The organism is Actinomadura rubteroloni (assembly GCF_002911665.1).
Lineage (GTDB): Bacteria > Actinomycetota > Actinomycetes > Streptosporangiales > Streptosporangiaceae > Spirillospora > Spirillospora rubteroloni.
This window is the reverse complement of the sequence record NZ_MTBP01000005.1, coordinates 61,224-76,199: the sequence shown is the minus strand read 5'-3', so window position 1 is coordinate 76,199 and position 14,976 is coordinate 61,224. Positions and strand designations below refer to the sequence as shown.

Here is a 14,976-nt window from a genome sequence, read left to right as displayed (position 1 = left end):
GCTGACGGACCTCCGGACGAGGGGCGGGCGAGAGCGGAACGCACCAGCCTAGCCGAGCGGCGCCGGGGCGTTGCCGGGACCGGACGGGATCATTAGGGTGGACCCAGGGAGTGATCCACATCACATCCGGAGGTGCGATGCGACGCCGTTCCCCGCTCGCCGCCGCGCTGCTCGCGGCGCCCGTCCTCGCGCTCGCCGCCGGGGTGCCGCCCACCGTGCTCGCCGTCGCGGCGGCCGGGGCCGCGCTCGCCCTGCTGTCCCTCGCGCCGCTGGCCGCACCCGACGGCGGCGTCTCCCCCGCGCCGCTCGCCGTCGCGGGCGCGAGCGCCCTGGCCTGCGGCGCGTGCGGCGTCCCGTGGCAGGCGTGGCTCGCGGCCGGCCCGGTCGCGGCGGGCGCCGGGGCGCTGCTCGCCGCGCTCGGCCCCGGCCCCCGGCTGCGCCGCGCGGGCGCCGCCGCCGGTGTGCCCGCGCTGGTCGCGGCGGTGGCCGTGCTGCCCCCCGCCCGGCAGGCGCCGCCGGTCCCGGCCGCGCTCGCCGGGCTCGCGCTGACGGCGGTCGCGGCCCTGGGCGCCGTCGCGCTGCGGCGCGGGGCGCGCGGACGGCTGGCGCGCGCCGTCCTGGACGACCCGGACGCGGCGGCCCTGCTCGGCGCGCCCGCGCGGGCCGTCCGGGCGGGCCTGGGGGCGTGCGCGGCCGGGATCGCGGGGGCCGCCGGTCCGCCGCTGGCCGCAGCCGCCCGCACCGGCGCCGGGGACTGGGCGGGCGCGCTCCCGGCCGCCGTGACGCTGCTGGCGTGCGGGGCCGTCCTCGCCGTCGCCCGCCGCTCCCCCGCCGTCCGGACGGTCCTCGATGCCCGCCGTTGAGGGCCTGCGGGCGACGGGCCTGACCGTCCGGTTCGGCGCACTGACCGTCCTTCACGACGTCGACCTCGCCGTCCCGCCCGGCGCCGTCACCGGGCTCGTCGGGCCGCCGGGCGCGGGCAAGACCGCGTTCGCCGACGCCGTCACCGGCCTGGTGCGCGCCGCCGGGACCGTCCGCCTCGACGGCGCCGACCTCACCGGCGCCGCCCCGCGCGTCCGGGCGCGGCACGGGCTGGCCCGGACGTCCGCCGCCGCCGCGCCGTTCGGGTCGCTGACCGTCCGCGACAACGTCCGCGCGGCCGTCGAGATCCACGCGCGGACCCGCCCGGTCGCCGGGCGCGGGTGGCGCGACGTCCGCAGCCGCCGCAAGGCGCTGCGCCAGGCGTCCGGTGCGACGGCCGACGCGCTGCTGGCCCGCACCGGGATCGCCGCGCACGCGGGCCGCGCGGCGTCGGCCGTCCCGCCCGGGACGGCGCGGCTGCTCGACATCGCCCGCGCGCTCGCGACCCGGCCCCGTGTGCTGCTGCTGGACGACCCGTCCGCCGGCCTGCCGGTGCCCGCCGCGCGGGCGCTGGAGGTGCTGCTGCGCGAACTGGCCGCCGAGGGCGTCGCCGTGCTGGTCGCCGACCGCGACCTGGACCGCGTCCTCGGCGTCTGCGACACGCTGTACGTCCTGGACCGCGGCCGGGTCGTCGCGGCCGGGCCGCCCGCCCGGGTGCGCGCCGACCCCGGCGTCCGCGCCGCGTTCGCCCGGCGATAATCGGGACACGGCGGGTCACCGGCCCCGCCGCCTGGAACGGAGGTCTCCGATGGGTTCCCCGGTGCGCGACGCTCTGCTCGACGCCGCCGCCGACCTGCTGGTCCGCCGCGGCTACCGGGCGGTGCGCATGCGCGACGTCGCCGACGCGGCGGGCGTCAGCCGGCAGACCGTCTACAACGAGTTCGGCGACAAGTGGGGCCTCGCGCAGGCCGTCGTGCTGCGCGACAACGAGCGCTACCTGGACGGCATCGACCACATCCTCACCGCGCACGACGACCTGTACTCGGCCGTGCTCGCGGCGGTCGAGTTCACCCTGGAGCTGTCCGCCGACGACCCGATCAAGAAGGCCGTCTTGACCGGCGCGGGCGGCGACGAACTGCTGCCGCTGCTGACGACTCAGGCCGAGCCGGTGCTGTTCACCGCGAGCGCCCGCGTCGTGGAGCACGCGCGGGCGCGCTGGCCGGAGCTGGTCGGACCGGACCTCCCCGAGGTCGCCGACGCCGCCGTCCGGCTGGTGATGAGCCACATCGTGCTGCCGTCGCTGCCGCCGGACCGGACGGCCCGGCTGATCGCGCGCCTGGTCGTCCGCGCGCTCGGCCTGACGCCGCCGGACTGACCCCGGGGGTGTTGCCCGGATCACATCGGGGGCGCAGCATGGGGGCACCTCCCGTCCCGCCCCGCCGAGGAGTCCCGATGCCGAGGCCGTACGCCAGCGCCGTCCTCAACGCCACCGCCGACGAGGTGTGGGCCTACGTCCGCGACTTCGCGGGCCTCGCCGCGTGGATGCCGGGCGTCGACACGGCCGTCATCGAGGACGGCGGTCCCGGCGACCGGATCGGCTGCGTCCGGCGGCTCATCGGCCCCGGCTCGGTGTTCCGCGAACGGCTGACCGCGCTCGACGACGCCGCCCGCCGCTACGCCTACGAGACCCTGTCCTGCCCGCTGCCGGTCCGCGACGTCCGGGGCCGGATCCGCGTCGCGCCCGTCCCCGGCACCGGACGGGCCCTCATCGAGTGGAGCGGGACGTTCACCGCCGACCCCGCCGACGAGCGCGCGATGGAGCGGACGTTCTCCGGCGGGATCTACGGCGGCGGGCTGGAGGCCCTGTCCCGCCGCTTCCCCTGACCGTCAGGACCCGCCGGGCACCGGCTCCCGGTCCACGCCGAGCGCCACGCGCAGCAGGTCCACCGCCCACGTCCGGGCCTCGGCGCCCGTGTCGAACAGCTCGGGCAGCAGGAAGAACGAGTGGACGACGCCCGGGAACCGCCGGTGCTCGACAGCGACGCCCGCCGCCGCCAGCCGCCGCGCGTACGCCTCGCCCTCGTCGCGCAGGATGTCGTACTCGGCGGTGATGACCGTCGCGGGCGCCACGCCGGACAGGTCCGGGGCGCGCAGCGGCGCCAGCAGCGGGTGGCACGGGTCGGCGTCGCCCCGGTAGAGGTCCATGAACCGCGCCATCTCCTTGGCGTCCAGCCCGTAGCCGGAACCGTAGGCGCCCCAGCTCGGGGTGTCGCGCGCGGTGTCGGTGACGGGGTAGACGAGGAGCTGGTGCGCCAGCGGCAGGTCCGCGTCGCGGGCGAGCAGGGCGACGGCGGCGGCGAGGTTGCCGCCCGCGCTGTCCCCGGCGACGGCGATCCGCGCGGGGTCGATCCCGAACCGCTCCGGCGTCCGGAACAGCGCCCCGGTCACGGCCCAGGCGTCCTCGACGGCGGCCGGGAACGGGTGCTCGGGCGCAAGCCGGTAGTCGACGGACAGGACGGTGCAGCGCGTCGCGGCGGCCAGGTCGCGGCAGGACACGTCGACGTTCTCCAGGCCGCCGAGCACCCACCCGCCGCCGTGCAGGTACACGAGCGCGGGCAGCGGCTCCTCCCCGGGCACCGGCCGGTACCGGCGGACGGGTACCGGGCCGCCGGGGCCGTCCACCGCCAAGTCTTCGACGTGCGCCAGCTCGGGGCGCTCCAGCGGGTACTCGGCGCCGAGGACGCGCCGCGACTCCTCGATCGAGGGCGGCTCGACGGCCAGCGCCGCCAGGCCGCGAAGCTGCTCCAGGAACCGGGCGGTCTGCGGGTGCAGTGCCATGACAAGCCTCCTTCGTCGTCGTCGGTGCGGTTCCCCGGTTCGGCGCGGGCATTCCGGACTGTGATCCATCCGACGGCCCGGCGCCGCCCGTCCCGCATCATCGCGCATCGTCGCGGCGGCCGGGACGCCCCGCCCCGGGTCGAAGAATTCTCCCCCGTGAATAAGGATCGTCCACCGGATTTCCGGCACGTCCCCCGAAAAGCGCGATCCGCCCTTTGCGGAACCGACACGGATACCGATCAGTATGCTCCACCCGACCCCGTCCGCGCGCCCGATTACGCCAAATCCCGTGCCGATTACTCTTCGCAGCGATCTGTGCGGCTTGCCGGGAATCGGTTGAGTACCTGCGGCTTCCGATGCGAGAATCTCACCAAGCCGGACGACCGGGGGCGCGGAGAGGCGCCGGGGAACACCGGGAACCGGCCACCGAAGCCTTGGGGGGCGAAAAACGGTAATGTCCGTGGAACCCGAAATACTCAAAGCGACATATCTCCCCGGAGACGTCACGGAGGACAAGGCCGCCGCCTATTTCTACGGCCGCCTGTTCGCGGCGGAACCGCGCCTGCGCGCGTTGTTCCCGCCCGCGATGGACGTCTCCCGCGACCGCCTGTTCCGGACCCTCACCGTCGTCGTGTTCCGCTCCGACGAGCCCGCGGAACTCGCCGGACTGCTCGAACCGCTCGGCCGCGCCCACCGCAAGTACGGGGTGCTGCCCGAGCACTACCCCGTGTTCGGCGACGCCCTCGTCGCCACCCTCCGCCGGTTCGCGGGCGCGGCGTGGAGCGCCCGCGCCGAGGCCGCCTGGACCGCCGCCTACGCGCGGGCCGCCGCGCTCATGATCGCGGCGGCCGAGGCCGACGCCGCGGCCGGCCCGCCGTGGTGGGTCGCCGAGGTCGCCGAGCACGACCGGCGGCGCCCCGACCTCGCCGTCCTCACGCTCGTGCCCGACCGGCCCTACCCGTTCGCCGCCGGGCAGCACGCGACCGTCCAGACGTCCCGCTGGCCCCGCGTCTGGCGGCCCTACTCGCTCGCCGGGGCGCCGCGACCGGACGGGACGCTGCGGCTGCACGTCCGGTCGGTGCCCGGCGGCTGGGTGAGCGGCGCGCTCGTTCGCGAGACCCGGGCCGGCGACACGCTGCTGCTCGGCCCGCCCGCCGGCGGGCTCACCCTCGACCCCGAGTCCGGCCGCGACCTGCTGCTGCTCGGCGGCGGGACGGGCCTCGCCCCGCTCAAGGCCCTCGCCGAGCAGGCCGCGGCGGACGCCCCGGGACGCACCGTCCGCCTGTTCGCCGGGGCGCGCTCGGCCGACGACCTCTACGACCTGCCCGACCTGCGGCGGCTGGAGTCGGCCCGGCCCGAGGTCCGGGTGACCGCCGTCCCGCAGGACGAGTTCGGCCCGCTGCCGGACGCGCTGGCGGACCTGCTCGACGCCGTCCCCGACCCCGCCGGCCACGACGTCTACGTGGCCGGGCCGCCCGCGATGGTCCGGGGCGCGCTCGACGCGCTCGACCGCTGCGGCGTGCCGGCCGGCCGCGTGCGCCACGAACTGGCCGCGACCGGCGAGACCGTCCTGCCCGGCGCCGACCGCGACCGCCCGGTCGCGCACGCCTAGAGACCCGCCCGCCGCGCCGTGGAAGGGGAGCCGCGGGGCATCCGAGGGGGGAACAGGGGGAGCGGCCCCGGCCCGCGGCGCGGGCGGGCCGGGGTCCCGTTCCCGCGCGGTCAGCGGTCCGCGCGCTCGCGCAGGTACGCGGCCGTCGCCGGGTCCGCCGGGTAGAACGACTCGATCGCCAGCTCGGCGACCGTGATGTCCAGCGGGCTGCCGAACGTCGCGATCGTGCTGAAGAACGCCAGCTCGCGGCCCTCCGCGCGGAGCCGCAGCGGGACCAGGACCTCGTCTCCGGACGGCGGCGGGAACGCGTCGCCGACCGGCCCCGCGTCCGGGTAGTCGCGCATCTCCCGGTACAGGGCGGTGAGCGACGCGTCGCCGGTCAGCGCGACGTGCCGCCGCAGCCGCCCGACCATGTGCGCGCGCCACTCGGGCAGGTTCGCGATGTGCCGCGCCATGCCGTCGGGGTGGAGGCTGAGCCGCAGGACGTTCACCGGCGGCGCCAGCAGGTGCGGCGGCGTGCCCTCCAGGAACAGCCCGGCGGCGGCGTTGGACTCCACGAGGTTCCAGAACCGGTCCACCACGACGGCCGGGTAGGGCTCGTGGCCGTCCAGGACCTGGCGCAGCGCCGCGCGCACCGCGTCCATCCGGGGCTCCCGGATCGGCGTCTCGGCGTAGACGGGCGCGTACCCGGCGGCGACGAGCATGAGGTTGCGGTCGCGCAGCGGGACGTCCAGGTGCTCGGCGAGGCGCAGCACCATCTCGCGGCTCGGCGCGGACCGTCCGGTCTCCACGAAGCTGAGGTGCCGGGTCGACACGTCGGCCTCGGAGGCGAGTTCGAGCTGGCTCATCCGGCGGCGCTGCCGCCACGCGCGCAGGTGCTCGCCGATCGGTCGGACGTCGGCGAGCGCGGTCGTCATCGTGGTCACGCGCCCCACGGTAACGACGTGCGGATCACCGCGGCCATGACGCCGGAGGTCATGCGCCCGCCGCCTTTACGTTGTAGATCCGTTGGCGAGGTGGGCGCCGAAGAACGCGAAGATGCGCTCCCACGCCTCCGGGCCGAACTCGCGGCCGATCCCGACGCCGAGCGTCACCCGCATGAGCGGCACCGCCGCCACGGGCACCGGCGTCTCGGTGAGGAAGCTGTGGCCCGCGTCGGGGTACTCCTTCACGTCGTGGTCGACGCCGAGGACCGTGAGCGTCCGGTCCAGCTTCGCCGCCGCGCCCTTCAGCAGCCGGTCCCGTCCGCCGTAGTTCGCGACGACCGGGCACGCGCCCGACAGCGCCTCCTCCAGATCGTTGGGCAGCAGCCCGTAGTTCACGGCCGCCGCGTCGAACCCGCCGCCCGCCGCCGCCAGCAGCGCGAACCCGCCGCCCAGGCAGAACCCCGCGACGCCGACGCGGCCGGTGCAGTCCGCGCGCGCCGCCAGCCACGCGCGGGACGCCTCCAGGAACGCGAAGCTCGGCCCCCTGCCCGCCCGGAACTCGCGCATCGCCCGGCTGACGCACCGGATCCACGGTTTGCCGTCGTAGAGGTCGGGCAGCAGCGCCAGGTACCCGTTCGCCGCGAGCCGGTCGGCCTGCGCGCGCATGTCCGCGTTCGCGCCGACCAGCTCGAAGATCACGACGACGGCGGGCCACGGCCCCTCCCCCTCGGGGACGGCCAGGTACGCGGACCGCTCGACGCCGTCGACGGCAACGCTGATGTCAGTCATGCCGCCACACTCTGGCGCATCCGCGACGTCTCGGCCAGGGCCCCGCGGTCGCGGGCAGGCCCGCGACCTGGCAACCTTGACGGGTCGGACGACGGATGGGAGTGCAGTGAAGAGCGTGGAACCCGAGGTCTTCCTCGTGGCCAAGCCGGAACTCGACTACGCGGAGGTCGCCCGGTATCTGCGCGACGTCGGCGGGGAGAGCTGGCTGGAGCGCCTGGACCGCGGCGACCTCGACGCCGGCCTGAACGACCCGCAGAACCTCGCCGAGTTCGCCGGGCGGCTCTGCTACCGGTCGTGGGAGCCGGGGCTGAACCCGAACGTCGTCCGCGTCCGGACCGACCAGGACGAGTACCTCCAGAACATCCTGCGCAGCATGCACGGCTCGGTACTGGAGCACGTGAGCTTCAGCTTCGTCCTGCACAACGTCAGCCGGGTGCTCACGCACGAACTCGTCCGGCACCGTCCGGGGACGGCGATCTCGCAGGAGTCGATGCGGTTCGTCCGGCTCCAGGACATCCCGTTCTGGTTCCCCGAGTGGGCGCGCGACGACAAGGAACTGATGGAGCGCGCCACCGCCCTGCTGGAGCAGATGGAGGAGTTCCAGCTCTGGATGGCCGGGCACTTCGGGCTGGACGACGACGGCGTCCCGTTCAAGGAGAAGAAGCACCGGACGTCGTTCATGCGGCGGTTCGCCCCCGAGGGCGTCGGCACCGGCCTGGTCTGGACGGCGAACGTCCGCACGCTGCGCCACACGATCGAGGCGCGCACGGCCGAGGGCGCCGAGGAGGAGATCCGGCTGCTGTTCGGGAAGGTCGGCGAGGTCGTCCGCGCCGAGGCGCCCGCGCTGTTCGGCGACTACGAGGTCGAGGACGGCGCCTGGATCCCGCGCTGGCGCAAGGTCTGAGCCCGTGCGCGCGGCGCGGCTGATCTCGCTCGTGCTGCTGCTCCAGTCGCGGGAGGCGATGACCGCCGCCGAGCTGGCCGCCGAGCTGGAGGTGTCGGAGCGGACGATCCACCGCGACGTCGAGGCGCTGTCGGCGGCGGGCGTCCCGGTGTACGCCGACCGGGGGCGGCACGGCGGGTTCCGGCTCGTCGGCGGGTACCGGACGCGGCTCACCGGGCTCAGCCGCGCCGAGGCCGAGGCGCTGTTCCTCGCGGGACTGCCCGGCCCGGCCGCCGAGATGGGCCTCGCCGACGCGGTGGCCGCCGCCGAGCTGAAGGTCGTCGCGGCGCTGCCGGCGGCCCTGCGGGACGCGCCCGCCCGCGCCGGGCAGCGGTTCCATCTGGACGCGCCCGGCTGGCACACCGCGCACGCCCCGCCCGCCCTGCTGCCGGAGCTGGCGCGCGCGGTCTGGGACGACGCGGTCGTCGAGCTGCGCTACCGGCGCCCGTCCGGCGCGGAGGTCGAGCGGACGGCCGACCCGTACGGGCTGGTCCTGAAGAACGGCGTCTGGTACCTGGTCGCGGCGGTGAACGGGCAGCACCGCACCTACCGCGCGGACCGGGTGACGGCCGTCCGGGCGACGGGCGCGGCGTTCGACCGCGACGGCCGCTTCGACCTCGCCGCGTTCTGGACGGGCCAGGCCGACGGCTTCCTGCGGTCGATGTTCCGCGCGGAGGTCGTCGTGCGGCTGAGCCCGGCGGGGCTGCGCGGCCTGCGGCACGCCGTGGACGGCTACGCGGCGCGGCGGGCGGCCGAGTCCGCCGGGGAGCCGGACGCGCGCGGCTGGGTGACGGCGACGCTCCCGGTCGAGTCCGAGGACGTCGCCTACTTCGAGCTGCTGCGGCTCGGCGCCGACGCCGAGGTGCTGGAGCCGGCGGGCCTGCGCGCCCGCCTGGCGGAGGAGGGCGCGCGGCTCGCGGCGCTCTACCGGTAGCCGGTGACGTCGGCGGGCCGGCCCGCGAGCGCGATCTCGGTGATGTAGCGGAACGCGTCGGGACGGCTGCCGTCCAGGTCGGTGAACCCGTACGCGCGGGCCAGCTCCCCCGACGACAACGACCGTCCGTTCCAGCGCGCCCGGCCGGGGTCCCCGGCGAGCGCGGCGACGGCCCGGCCGACGAACGCGGGCGTCTCGGAGATCGCGAAGTGCGGGTCCTCGGCGACGCCGTCGCGCCAGTTCTCCTCGGTGACCCCGAACCGCTCCAGCATCGCCTCCGACCGCAGGAAGCCGGGGCTGAGCGCGACCGCCGTGCCGCCGCGCGGGCCGATCTCGGCGGCCTGCGCCGCCGCCAGCCGGATGACCGACCACTTGGCCAGGTCGTAGAACAGGCCGACGTCGGCGCGGTACTCGGCGTTGAACTCGGCCGTCCCGTCGGTGATCTCCACGACGAGCCCGCCGGGGTTCTCCAGCAGCAGCGGCAGCGCGCGGTGGCTGGTGACGATGTGCGTCTCGACCGCGAGGCGCAGCATCCGCAGCCCCGCGTCGAGCGGCTGCTCCCACAGCGGCTTCCCGAACGCGGCGAGGTGGTCGCCGCCCCAGATGTCGTTGACGAGGACGTCCAGGCGCCCGTGGCCGGCGCGGATCCGGTCGACCACGGCCGTCACGGCGGCGGGGTCGAGGTGGTCGGCGGGGACGGCCACGCCGGTGCCGCCCGCCGCCGTGACCAGATCGGCCGTGTCCTCGATCGTCTCGGGCCGGTCCATCTCCGACCGCGCCGCGCGGGTGGTGCGGCCGGTGACGTACACGACGTGCCCGGCCGCGCCCAGCGCCACGGCGATGCCCCGGCCCGCGCCGCGCGTCGCGCCCGCGACCAGGCAGATCTTCGGTGCGTTCGCTTCCATGCTCCCGATCCTGCCCGGGAAACATGACAGCCGACGTCAGGTTTTGCGCGCCGCGAGCCGCAGGACGTTCCCGACGATCGTGTGCCCGGCCGAGCCCGCCGCCGTCAGGATCGACTCGGGGTGGAACTGCACCGCCCACCGCCGCCGCGCGGGGTCCTCGATCGCCATGACGACGTCGCCGGTCAGCGCGGTCACCTCGAAGCCGCGCACCCGGTCGGGCGTGGCGTGCAGCGAGTGGTAGCGGGCGGCGGTGAACTGGTCGGGCAGGCCCGCGAACAGCGCGCCGCCGGTGACCTTCACCTCGCCGGGCTTGCCGTGCGCGGGCTCGGGCAGCAGGGCGAGCGTCCCGCCCGCGTGCTCGACCATCGCCTGGAGGCCGAGGCAGACGCCGAACACCGGCAGGCCGCGCGCGTCCAGCTCGCCGAGCAGGGCGTCCATCGCGAAGTCCGCCGGACGGCCCGGACCGGGCGACAGCACGACGAGGTCGGGGGCGTGCTCGTCCAGCATCCGCGTCGGGAAGCCGTGCCGGAGCGTCACCACGTCCGCGCCGTGCTGGCGGAAGTAGTCGGCGAGCGTGTTGACGAACGAGTCCTCGTGGTCGACCAGCAGCACCTTCGTCCCGGCGCCGGCCCGCTCGGGCTCGGCCTCCGGCGCGGGCCCGGCCTCGCCCGCCGCGTCGGCGAGGGCCCGGAGCAGCGCGCTCGCCTTCAGGTGCGTCTCGCGCTCCTCCTCCTCGGGGACGGAGTCGTAGAGCAGGGTCGCGCCCGCCCGCACGGTCGCGACGCCGTCGCGGATCTGCGCGGTCCGCAGCGTCAGGCCCGTGTTCATCGACCCGTCGAAGCCGACGCAGCCGACCGCTCCCCCGTACCAGCGGCGCGGCGCGTCCTCGTGGTCTTCGATGAACTGCATCGCCCACGTCTTCGGCGCGCCGGTGACGGTCACGGCCCACATGTGCGTGAGGAACGCGTCGAACGCGTCGAAGCCGGGCCGCAGCCGCCCCTCGATGTGGTCGACGGTGTGGATGAGCCGCGAGTACAGCTCGATCTGGCGGCGGCCGAGGACGCGGACGCTGCCGGGCACGCAGACCCGGGACTTGTCGTTGCGGTCCACGTCGGTGCACATGGTCAGCTCGGACTCGTCCTTGGCCGACGACAGGATCGCGCGGATCTGCTCGGCGTCCTCCAGCGCGTCGGCGCCGCGCCGGATCGTCCCGGCGATCGGGCAGGTCTCGACGCGGTCGCCGGACACCCGGACGAACATCTCCGGCGACGCGCCCACGAGGAACTCGCCGTCGCCGAGGTTGAACAGGAACTCGTACGGCGCCGGGTTGGACTCGCGCAGCCGCTCGAAGAACGCCGTCGGCGAGGCGCAGCGGGCGTGCATCGCGTGGCCGGGCGTCACCTCGAACAGGTCGCCGCGGACGAACTTGTCCCGCGCGTCCCGGACCATCTGCGCGTACACGCCCGGGACGGGCTGCGGCGGCAGCGGCGCGGGCGCCCGGACCGGGACGGGCTCGGTCGCGCGCGGCAGGCCCGTGGTGTCGCCGCCGTCGGCGGTGGCGAACTCGTAGGCCATGCGGTGCGACGTCTCGCGCTTGCGGTCCACGACGACCATCTCGTCGGCGAGGTGCAGGACGAGGTCGCGCTGGTCGTCGGGCCGCTCCAGCCGGGTGCGCAGCGGCTCGAACTGGAGCGACAGGTCGTAGCCGAACGCGCCGTAGAGGCCGAGGTGCGGGTCGTCGCAGCGGAACAGGTCCACGACGGCGCGCAGCGCGGTGAAGACGGTCGGGCGGCGGCTGCGCTCCTCCTCGGTGAAGAACTCCGCCGACTCGGGCACGAACACCGCCGTGCGCCGGGCGTCGGTCCCGCGCGGCTCCCCGGTCGGCGCGAGCGCGGCGGCGACGGACGGGACGAGCACCTCGCCGCGCGCGTTGAGGGCCGTGACGGTGAGCTCCCGGCCGCGCGCGACGATCTCCAGGCACGGGTCGACGTAGGCCATGTGCCAGCGGCTGTACCGGCCGGGGTACTCCATCCCGGAGGACAGCACGCCGCCGCGCCGCTCCCCCGCGGCGGCGACGAGCCCGTTCAGGACGTCGGACTTGCGCGCGGAGTCGACGGGGGTGGCGGTCCGGGTGACGCGGATCCCCCCGGCCGTGACGAACCGGCCGATCGTCGGCTGCTGGTCGGTGGGTTCCACCGTGGCGGCCCCTCGTGGTCAGGCCCCGCGGCCGGTGGCCGGAAAAACGAAACGACCGCCGGACGGGGCGGTCGCTGGAAGTCGAACGTGCGAGAACCGGCGCCGCCTCAGCGGCGCCACCACCACTGGCGATGACCGGTTCGCATGGGGCGACAGTACCCGCTCGCGCGGGCCGGGGCCAAGTCACCGCGCCAGGGGCCTCCGTTCCGGCCCCGTCGGCCTGCCTGGCGGCCGAGTCGTGCCGCCGCCGAGACCGGCCCGTGACCCGGTCCGGGATACGCTCGCGCGGCCCGTCCCGCAGTCGCGGCCCGCCGCCGGGCCGCGCCGACGCACGAGGAGCGCTCCCCATGTCCTCGCAGTCACCCGAGCAGCCGCCCCGGCGGTCCGACCGGAGCCGGTGGAACTGGCTGCTCGTCCCGCCCGTGCTGCTCCCGCTGGCCGTACCGCTGTTCAACCGGGAGGGCCCGGAGCTCGGCGGCGTCCCCGCGTTCTACTGGCTCCAGTTCGCGTTCATCCCCGTCGGGGTCCTGTGCACCGTCGCGGTGTACCGCGCGACGCGGAAGCGGGGCTGAGCCGGTGTCGGACGCGCACATCGTCGAACTGTCCGTCGCCGCCGCCCTGTTCCTGCTGGTCAGCGGGCTGGGCTTCGCCGCGTCCCGGTGGCGCCGCGGCCCCGGGCTCGACACGCTGGACGAGTGGGGGCTCGGCGGCCGGTCGTTCGGGAGCTGGATCACCTGGTTCCTCATCGGCGGCGACCTCTACACCGCGTACACGTTCGTCGCGGTGCCCGCGCTGGTGTTCGGCGCGGGCGCGGCGGGGTTCTACGCCGTCCCGTACACGGTCGTCGTCTACCCGCTCGTGTTCCTGGTGCTGATCCGGCTGTGGTCGGTGTCGCACGTCCACGGGTTCGTCACCCCGGCCGACTTCGTCCGCGCCCGGTTCGGGTCGTCGCTGCTCGCGCTGGCCGTCGCGGTGACCGGGATCGTCGCGACGATGCCGTACATCGCGCTCCAGCTCGTCGGCATCGAGGCCGTGCTGAAGTCGATGGAGGTCGGCGGGCACTGGCCGCTCGTCATCGCGTTCGCCGTCCTCGCGGCCTACACCTACCAGTCGGGGCTGCGCGCCCCGGCCCTCATCGCGTTCGTGAAGGACGCGCTGATCTACGTCGTCGTCATCGCGGCCGTCCTGTACCTGCCCGCCAAGCTCGGCGGCTGGGGCCACGTGTTCGACGCCGCGCAGGCCAAGTTCGCCAAGTCCCCGGCCCCCGCCGACGGCGTCACGCTCGGCGGCAGCGGACGGGTCAACTACGCCATGCTCGCGCTCGGCTCGGCGCTCGCGCTGTTCCTCTACCCGCACAGCGTCACCGGCGCGCTGGCGAGCCGCGACCGGGGGACGATCAAGCGGAACATGGCGGCGCTGCCCGCCTACAGCTTCGTCCTCGGCCTCATCGCGCTGCTCGGCTTCATGGCGATCGCGGCGGGCGTCGTCCCGCTGTCGGACGGCGGCGCGCCCGACACCAACACGGTCGTGCCCGTCCTGTTCGACCAGGAGTTCCCGAGCTGGTTCGCGGGCGTGGCGTTCGCGGCGATCGGGATCGGCGCGCTCGTCCCGGCGGCCATCATGTCGATCGCGGCGGCGAACCTGTTCACCCGCAACATCTACACCGAGTTCGTCCGGCCGGACGCGAGCCCGGCGGAGGAGGCGCGGGTCAGCAAGATCGTGTCGCTGGTCGTCAAGGTCGGCGCGGTCGCGTGCATCCTGCTGCTCGACCCGCAGTTCTCCATCGACCTGCAGCTCATCGGCGGCGTCCTGATCCTGCAGACCCTGCCGTCGGTCGGGCTCGGGCTCCTCACGCGGTGGTTCCACCGGTGGGGCCTCTTCGCGGGCTGGGTCGCGGGGCTCGCGGCCGGCCTGTGGATGCTGTACCGGATCCCGAACCCGGCCAAGCACAAGGAGCACTTCGGCGGCGCCGCGTACCCGCTGGACGATCTCGGGCTGCACACGACGACCACCGTCTACGCGGGGATGCTCGCGCTCGCCGTGAACCTGGCGGTGGCGGTCGTCGCGACGGTCGTGCTCCGGCGCGTCGGGGCGCCGGACGGGACGGACTTCACACGCGGGTCCGACTACCTCGCCGACCGCGACGACCCCCGCGTGGGCGACCTGGACCTCGACCCGGCCCCCGGGTCCTGAGCCGGCGGCGGCCCGTCCGCGCGGCGGGCCGCCGGGGTCAGCGGTCCTGGAAGAGTTCGAGCACCCGGCCCTCGGACGCGGCCGACAGCCCGCCGAGGACGAGGTCGGCCAGGCCGTCCACGACGACCTCGCGCGGCACCTCGGGATGGTCCAGCCACCAGTCCCCGGCCGTCTGCACCATGCCGACCAGCGCGTGCCCCCAGACGTAGGCGCGGTCCTGGTCGACCATCGCGCCCTCGGCGAACAGCACCTCGGCCAGCTCGCGGCTCACCTCGCGGATCATCGTGCTCATCGCGCTGTGCGTCGCGGCGTCCTCGGCGCTCGCGCGGTGGATGAGGAACCGGTACAGGTGCAGGTTCGCGGCGACGGTCGTCAGGTAGGTGTCGATCGTGGAGCGGACGCGGGCGAGCGGCGAGCCGGTGCCGGAGAACTCGGTGCGGATGCCCGCGATCAGCCGCCGCGTGTGCCGTTCGGCGAGCGCCTGGTAGAGCCCGCTCTTGTCGCCGAAGTGGCGGTAGAGGATCGGCTTGCTGATGCCCGCCTCGGCGGCGATGGCGGCCATCGACGCCTCCGGGCCCTCGCGCTGGATGACGCGGTCGGCGGCCTCCAGCAGCGCCCGGCGGCGGCCGGGGTCGCGGCGCGGGGCCGGGCGCGCCGTTCCCTGGCCCGTCACGACGGCGTCCCGGGGGCGGGGCGGCGGGGGCGCGGACGGTGGCGGGTCGGAGGCATAGGCGAACGCTACTCGTGGGTGTTACCCGGTGACAACACCGCCTGGCCTG

The 14,976-nt window shown here is 75.6% G+C and carries 15 protein-coding genes; 9 read left to right on the top strand and 6 right to left on the bottom strand.

Annotated elements, in window-relative coordinates; all coding sequences use genetic code 11:
• Positions 1-137: 137 nt before the first annotated feature.
• The 4 genes from BTM25_RS27015 to BTM25_RS27000 all read left to right on the top strand — a co-directional run bounded on the left by BTM25_RS27015 (position 138) and on the right by BTM25_RS27000 (position 2,745).
• Entirely contained in the window at positions 138-863 is a 726-nt protein-coding gene (locus BTM25_RS27015; RefSeq protein ID WP_103566108.1) for a hypothetical protein, read from the top strand.
• Positions 850-1,620 carry an ABC transporter ATP-binding protein gene (locus BTM25_RS27010; RefSeq protein ID WP_103566106.1) on the top strand — a complete coding sequence of 257 codons (771 nt, stop codon included), beginning with the start codon at positions 850-852 and terminating at the stop codon, positions 1,618-1,620. Before BTM25_RS27015 ends, BTM25_RS27010 begins: the two co-directional genes overlap by 14 nt.
• 49 nt (positions 1,621-1,669) lie before the next feature.
• A complete protein-coding gene (locus BTM25_RS27005; protein ID WP_103566104.1) occupies positions 1,670-2,236 on the top strand; it encodes a TetR family transcriptional regulator in 567 nt (188 codons plus the stop codon).
• A gap of 77 nt (positions 2,237-2,313) precedes the next feature.
• On the top strand, positions 2,314-2,745 hold the full coding sequence (locus BTM25_RS27000; protein ID WP_103566100.1) for an SRPBCC family protein: 432 nt from the start codon (positions 2,314-2,316) through the stop codon (positions 2,743-2,745).
• A 3-nt stretch (positions 2,746-2,748) separates the two neighbouring features.
• On the opposite strand, the gene BTM25_RS26995 is transcribed toward BTM25_RS27000, so the two are convergent.
• The gene (locus BTM25_RS26995; protein WP_103566098.1) at positions 2,749-3,699 is read right to left on the bottom strand and encodes an alpha/beta hydrolase; all 951 of its coding nucleotides are present in this window, start codon (positions 3,697-3,699) and stop codon (positions 2,749-2,751) included.
• Positions 3,700-4,153: 454 nt separating this feature from the next.
• On the opposite strand from BTM25_RS26995, the gene BTM25_RS26990 reads away from it, so the two are divergent.
• The gene (locus tag BTM25_RS26990; protein WP_103566095.1) at positions 4,154-5,311 is read left to right on the top strand and encodes a globin domain-containing protein; all 1,158 of its coding nucleotides are present in this window, start codon (positions 4,154-4,156) and stop codon (positions 5,309-5,311) included.
• Positions 5,312-5,421: 110 nt separating this feature from the next.
• Here BTM25_RS26990 and BTM25_RS26985 read toward each other — a convergent pair whose 3' ends face one another.
• On the bottom strand, positions 5,422-6,228 hold the full coding sequence (locus BTM25_RS26985; RefSeq protein ID WP_103566567.1) for a helix-turn-helix domain-containing protein: 807 nt from the start codon (positions 6,226-6,228) through the stop codon (positions 5,422-5,424).
• A 75-nt stretch (positions 6,229-6,303) separates the two neighbouring features.
• Positions 6,304-7,026, bottom strand: a complete 723-nt coding sequence (locus tag BTM25_RS26980; protein WP_103566094.1) for a dienelactone hydrolase family protein — start codon at positions 7,024-7,026, stop codon at positions 6,304-6,306.
• Positions 7,027-7,132: 106 nt separating this feature from the next.
• Here BTM25_RS26980 and thyX point away from each other — a divergent pair, with 106 nt between their 5' ends.
• Together thyX and BTM25_RS26970 are read left to right on the top strand one after the other, a co-directional pair.
• Positions 7,133-7,930: an FAD-dependent thymidylate synthase gene (gene thyX / locus BTM25_RS26975; protein ID WP_103566091.1), complete on the top strand. Its 798-nt coding sequence runs from the start codon at positions 7,133-7,135 to the stop codon at positions 7,928-7,930.
• Positions 7,931-7,934: 4 nt separating this feature from the next.
• Entirely contained in the window at positions 7,935-8,903 is a 969-nt protein-coding gene (locus BTM25_RS26970; RefSeq protein WP_103566088.1) for a helix-turn-helix transcriptional regulator, read from the top strand.
• Here BTM25_RS26970 and BTM25_RS26965 read toward each other — a convergent pair.
• The gene (locus BTM25_RS26965) at positions 8,894-9,808 is read right to left on the bottom strand and encodes an SDR family oxidoreductase (protein ID WP_103566086.1); all 915 of its coding nucleotides are present in this window, start codon (positions 9,806-9,808) and stop codon (positions 8,894-8,896) included. The two genes, BTM25_RS26970 and BTM25_RS26965, sit on opposite strands and share 10 nt — an antisense overlap.
• Before the next feature lie 36 nt (positions 9,809-9,844).
• Positions 9,845-12,004 (bottom strand): anthranilate synthase component I, encoded by a 2,160-nt coding sequence (locus BTM25_RS26960; protein ID WP_103566084.1) that lies wholly within the window; start codon positions 12,002-12,004, stop codon positions 9,845-9,847.
• A 347-nt stretch (positions 12,005-12,351) separates the two neighbouring features.
• On the opposite strand from BTM25_RS26960, the gene BTM25_RS26955 reads away from it, so the two are divergent.
• The gene (locus tag BTM25_RS26955) at positions 12,352-12,576 is read left to right on the top strand and encodes a DUF3311 domain-containing protein (protein WP_103566082.1); all 225 of its coding nucleotides are present in this window, start codon (positions 12,352-12,354) and stop codon (positions 12,574-12,576) included.
• Between the two features lie 4 nt (positions 12,577-12,580).
• Complete coding sequence (gene mctP, locus BTM25_RS26950) at positions 12,581-14,197, top strand: monocarboxylate uptake permease MctP (RefSeq protein WP_103566079.1); 1,617 nt, start codon at positions 12,581-12,583, stop codon at positions 14,195-14,197.
• Positions 14,198-14,234: 37 nt separating this feature from the next.
• On the opposite strand, the gene BTM25_RS26945 is transcribed toward mctP, so the two are convergent.
• Complete coding sequence (locus BTM25_RS26945; RefSeq protein WP_103566076.1) at positions 14,235-14,870, bottom strand: TetR family transcriptional regulator; 636 nt, start codon at positions 14,868-14,870, stop codon at positions 14,235-14,237.
• Positions 14,871-14,976 lie beyond the last annotated feature (106 nt).

Coding starts and splice junctions, on each gene's coding strand:
- BTM25_RS27015 (WP_103566108.1), top strand. CDS start 138: ATGCGACGCCGTTCCCCGCTCGCCGCCGCGCTGCTCGCGGCGCCCGTC.
- BTM25_RS27010 (WP_103566106.1), top strand. CDS start 850: ATGCCCGCCGTTGAGGGCCTGCGGGCGACGGGCCTGACCGTCCGGTTC.
- BTM25_RS27005 (WP_103566104.1), top strand. CDS start 1,670: ATGGGTTCCCCGGTGCGCGACGCTCTGCTCGACGCCGCCGCCGACCTG.
- BTM25_RS27000 (WP_103566100.1), top strand. CDS start 2,314: ATGCCGAGGCCGTACGCCAGCGCCGTCCTCAACGCCACCGCCGACGAG.
- BTM25_RS26995 (WP_103566098.1), bottom strand. CDS start 3,699: ATGGCACTGCACCCGCAGACCGCCCGGTTCCTGGAGCAGCTTCGCGGC.
- BTM25_RS26990 (WP_103566095.1), top strand. CDS start 4,154: ATGTCCGTGGAACCCGAAATACTCAAAGCGACATATCTCCCCGGAGAC.
- BTM25_RS26985 (WP_103566567.1), bottom strand. CDS start 6,228: ATGACGACCGCGCTCGCCGACGTCCGACCGATCGGCGAGCACCTGCGC.
- BTM25_RS26980 (WP_103566094.1), bottom strand. CDS start 7,026: ATGACTGACATCAGCGTTGCCGTCGACGGCGTCGAGCGGTCCGCGTAC.
- BTM25_RS26965 (WP_103566086.1), bottom strand. CDS start 9,808: ATGGAAGCGAACGCACCGAAGATCTGCCTGGTCGCGGGCGCGACGCGC.
- BTM25_RS26955 (WP_103566082.1), top strand. CDS start 12,352: ATGTCCTCGCAGTCACCCGAGCAGCCGCCCCGGCGGTCCGACCGGAGC.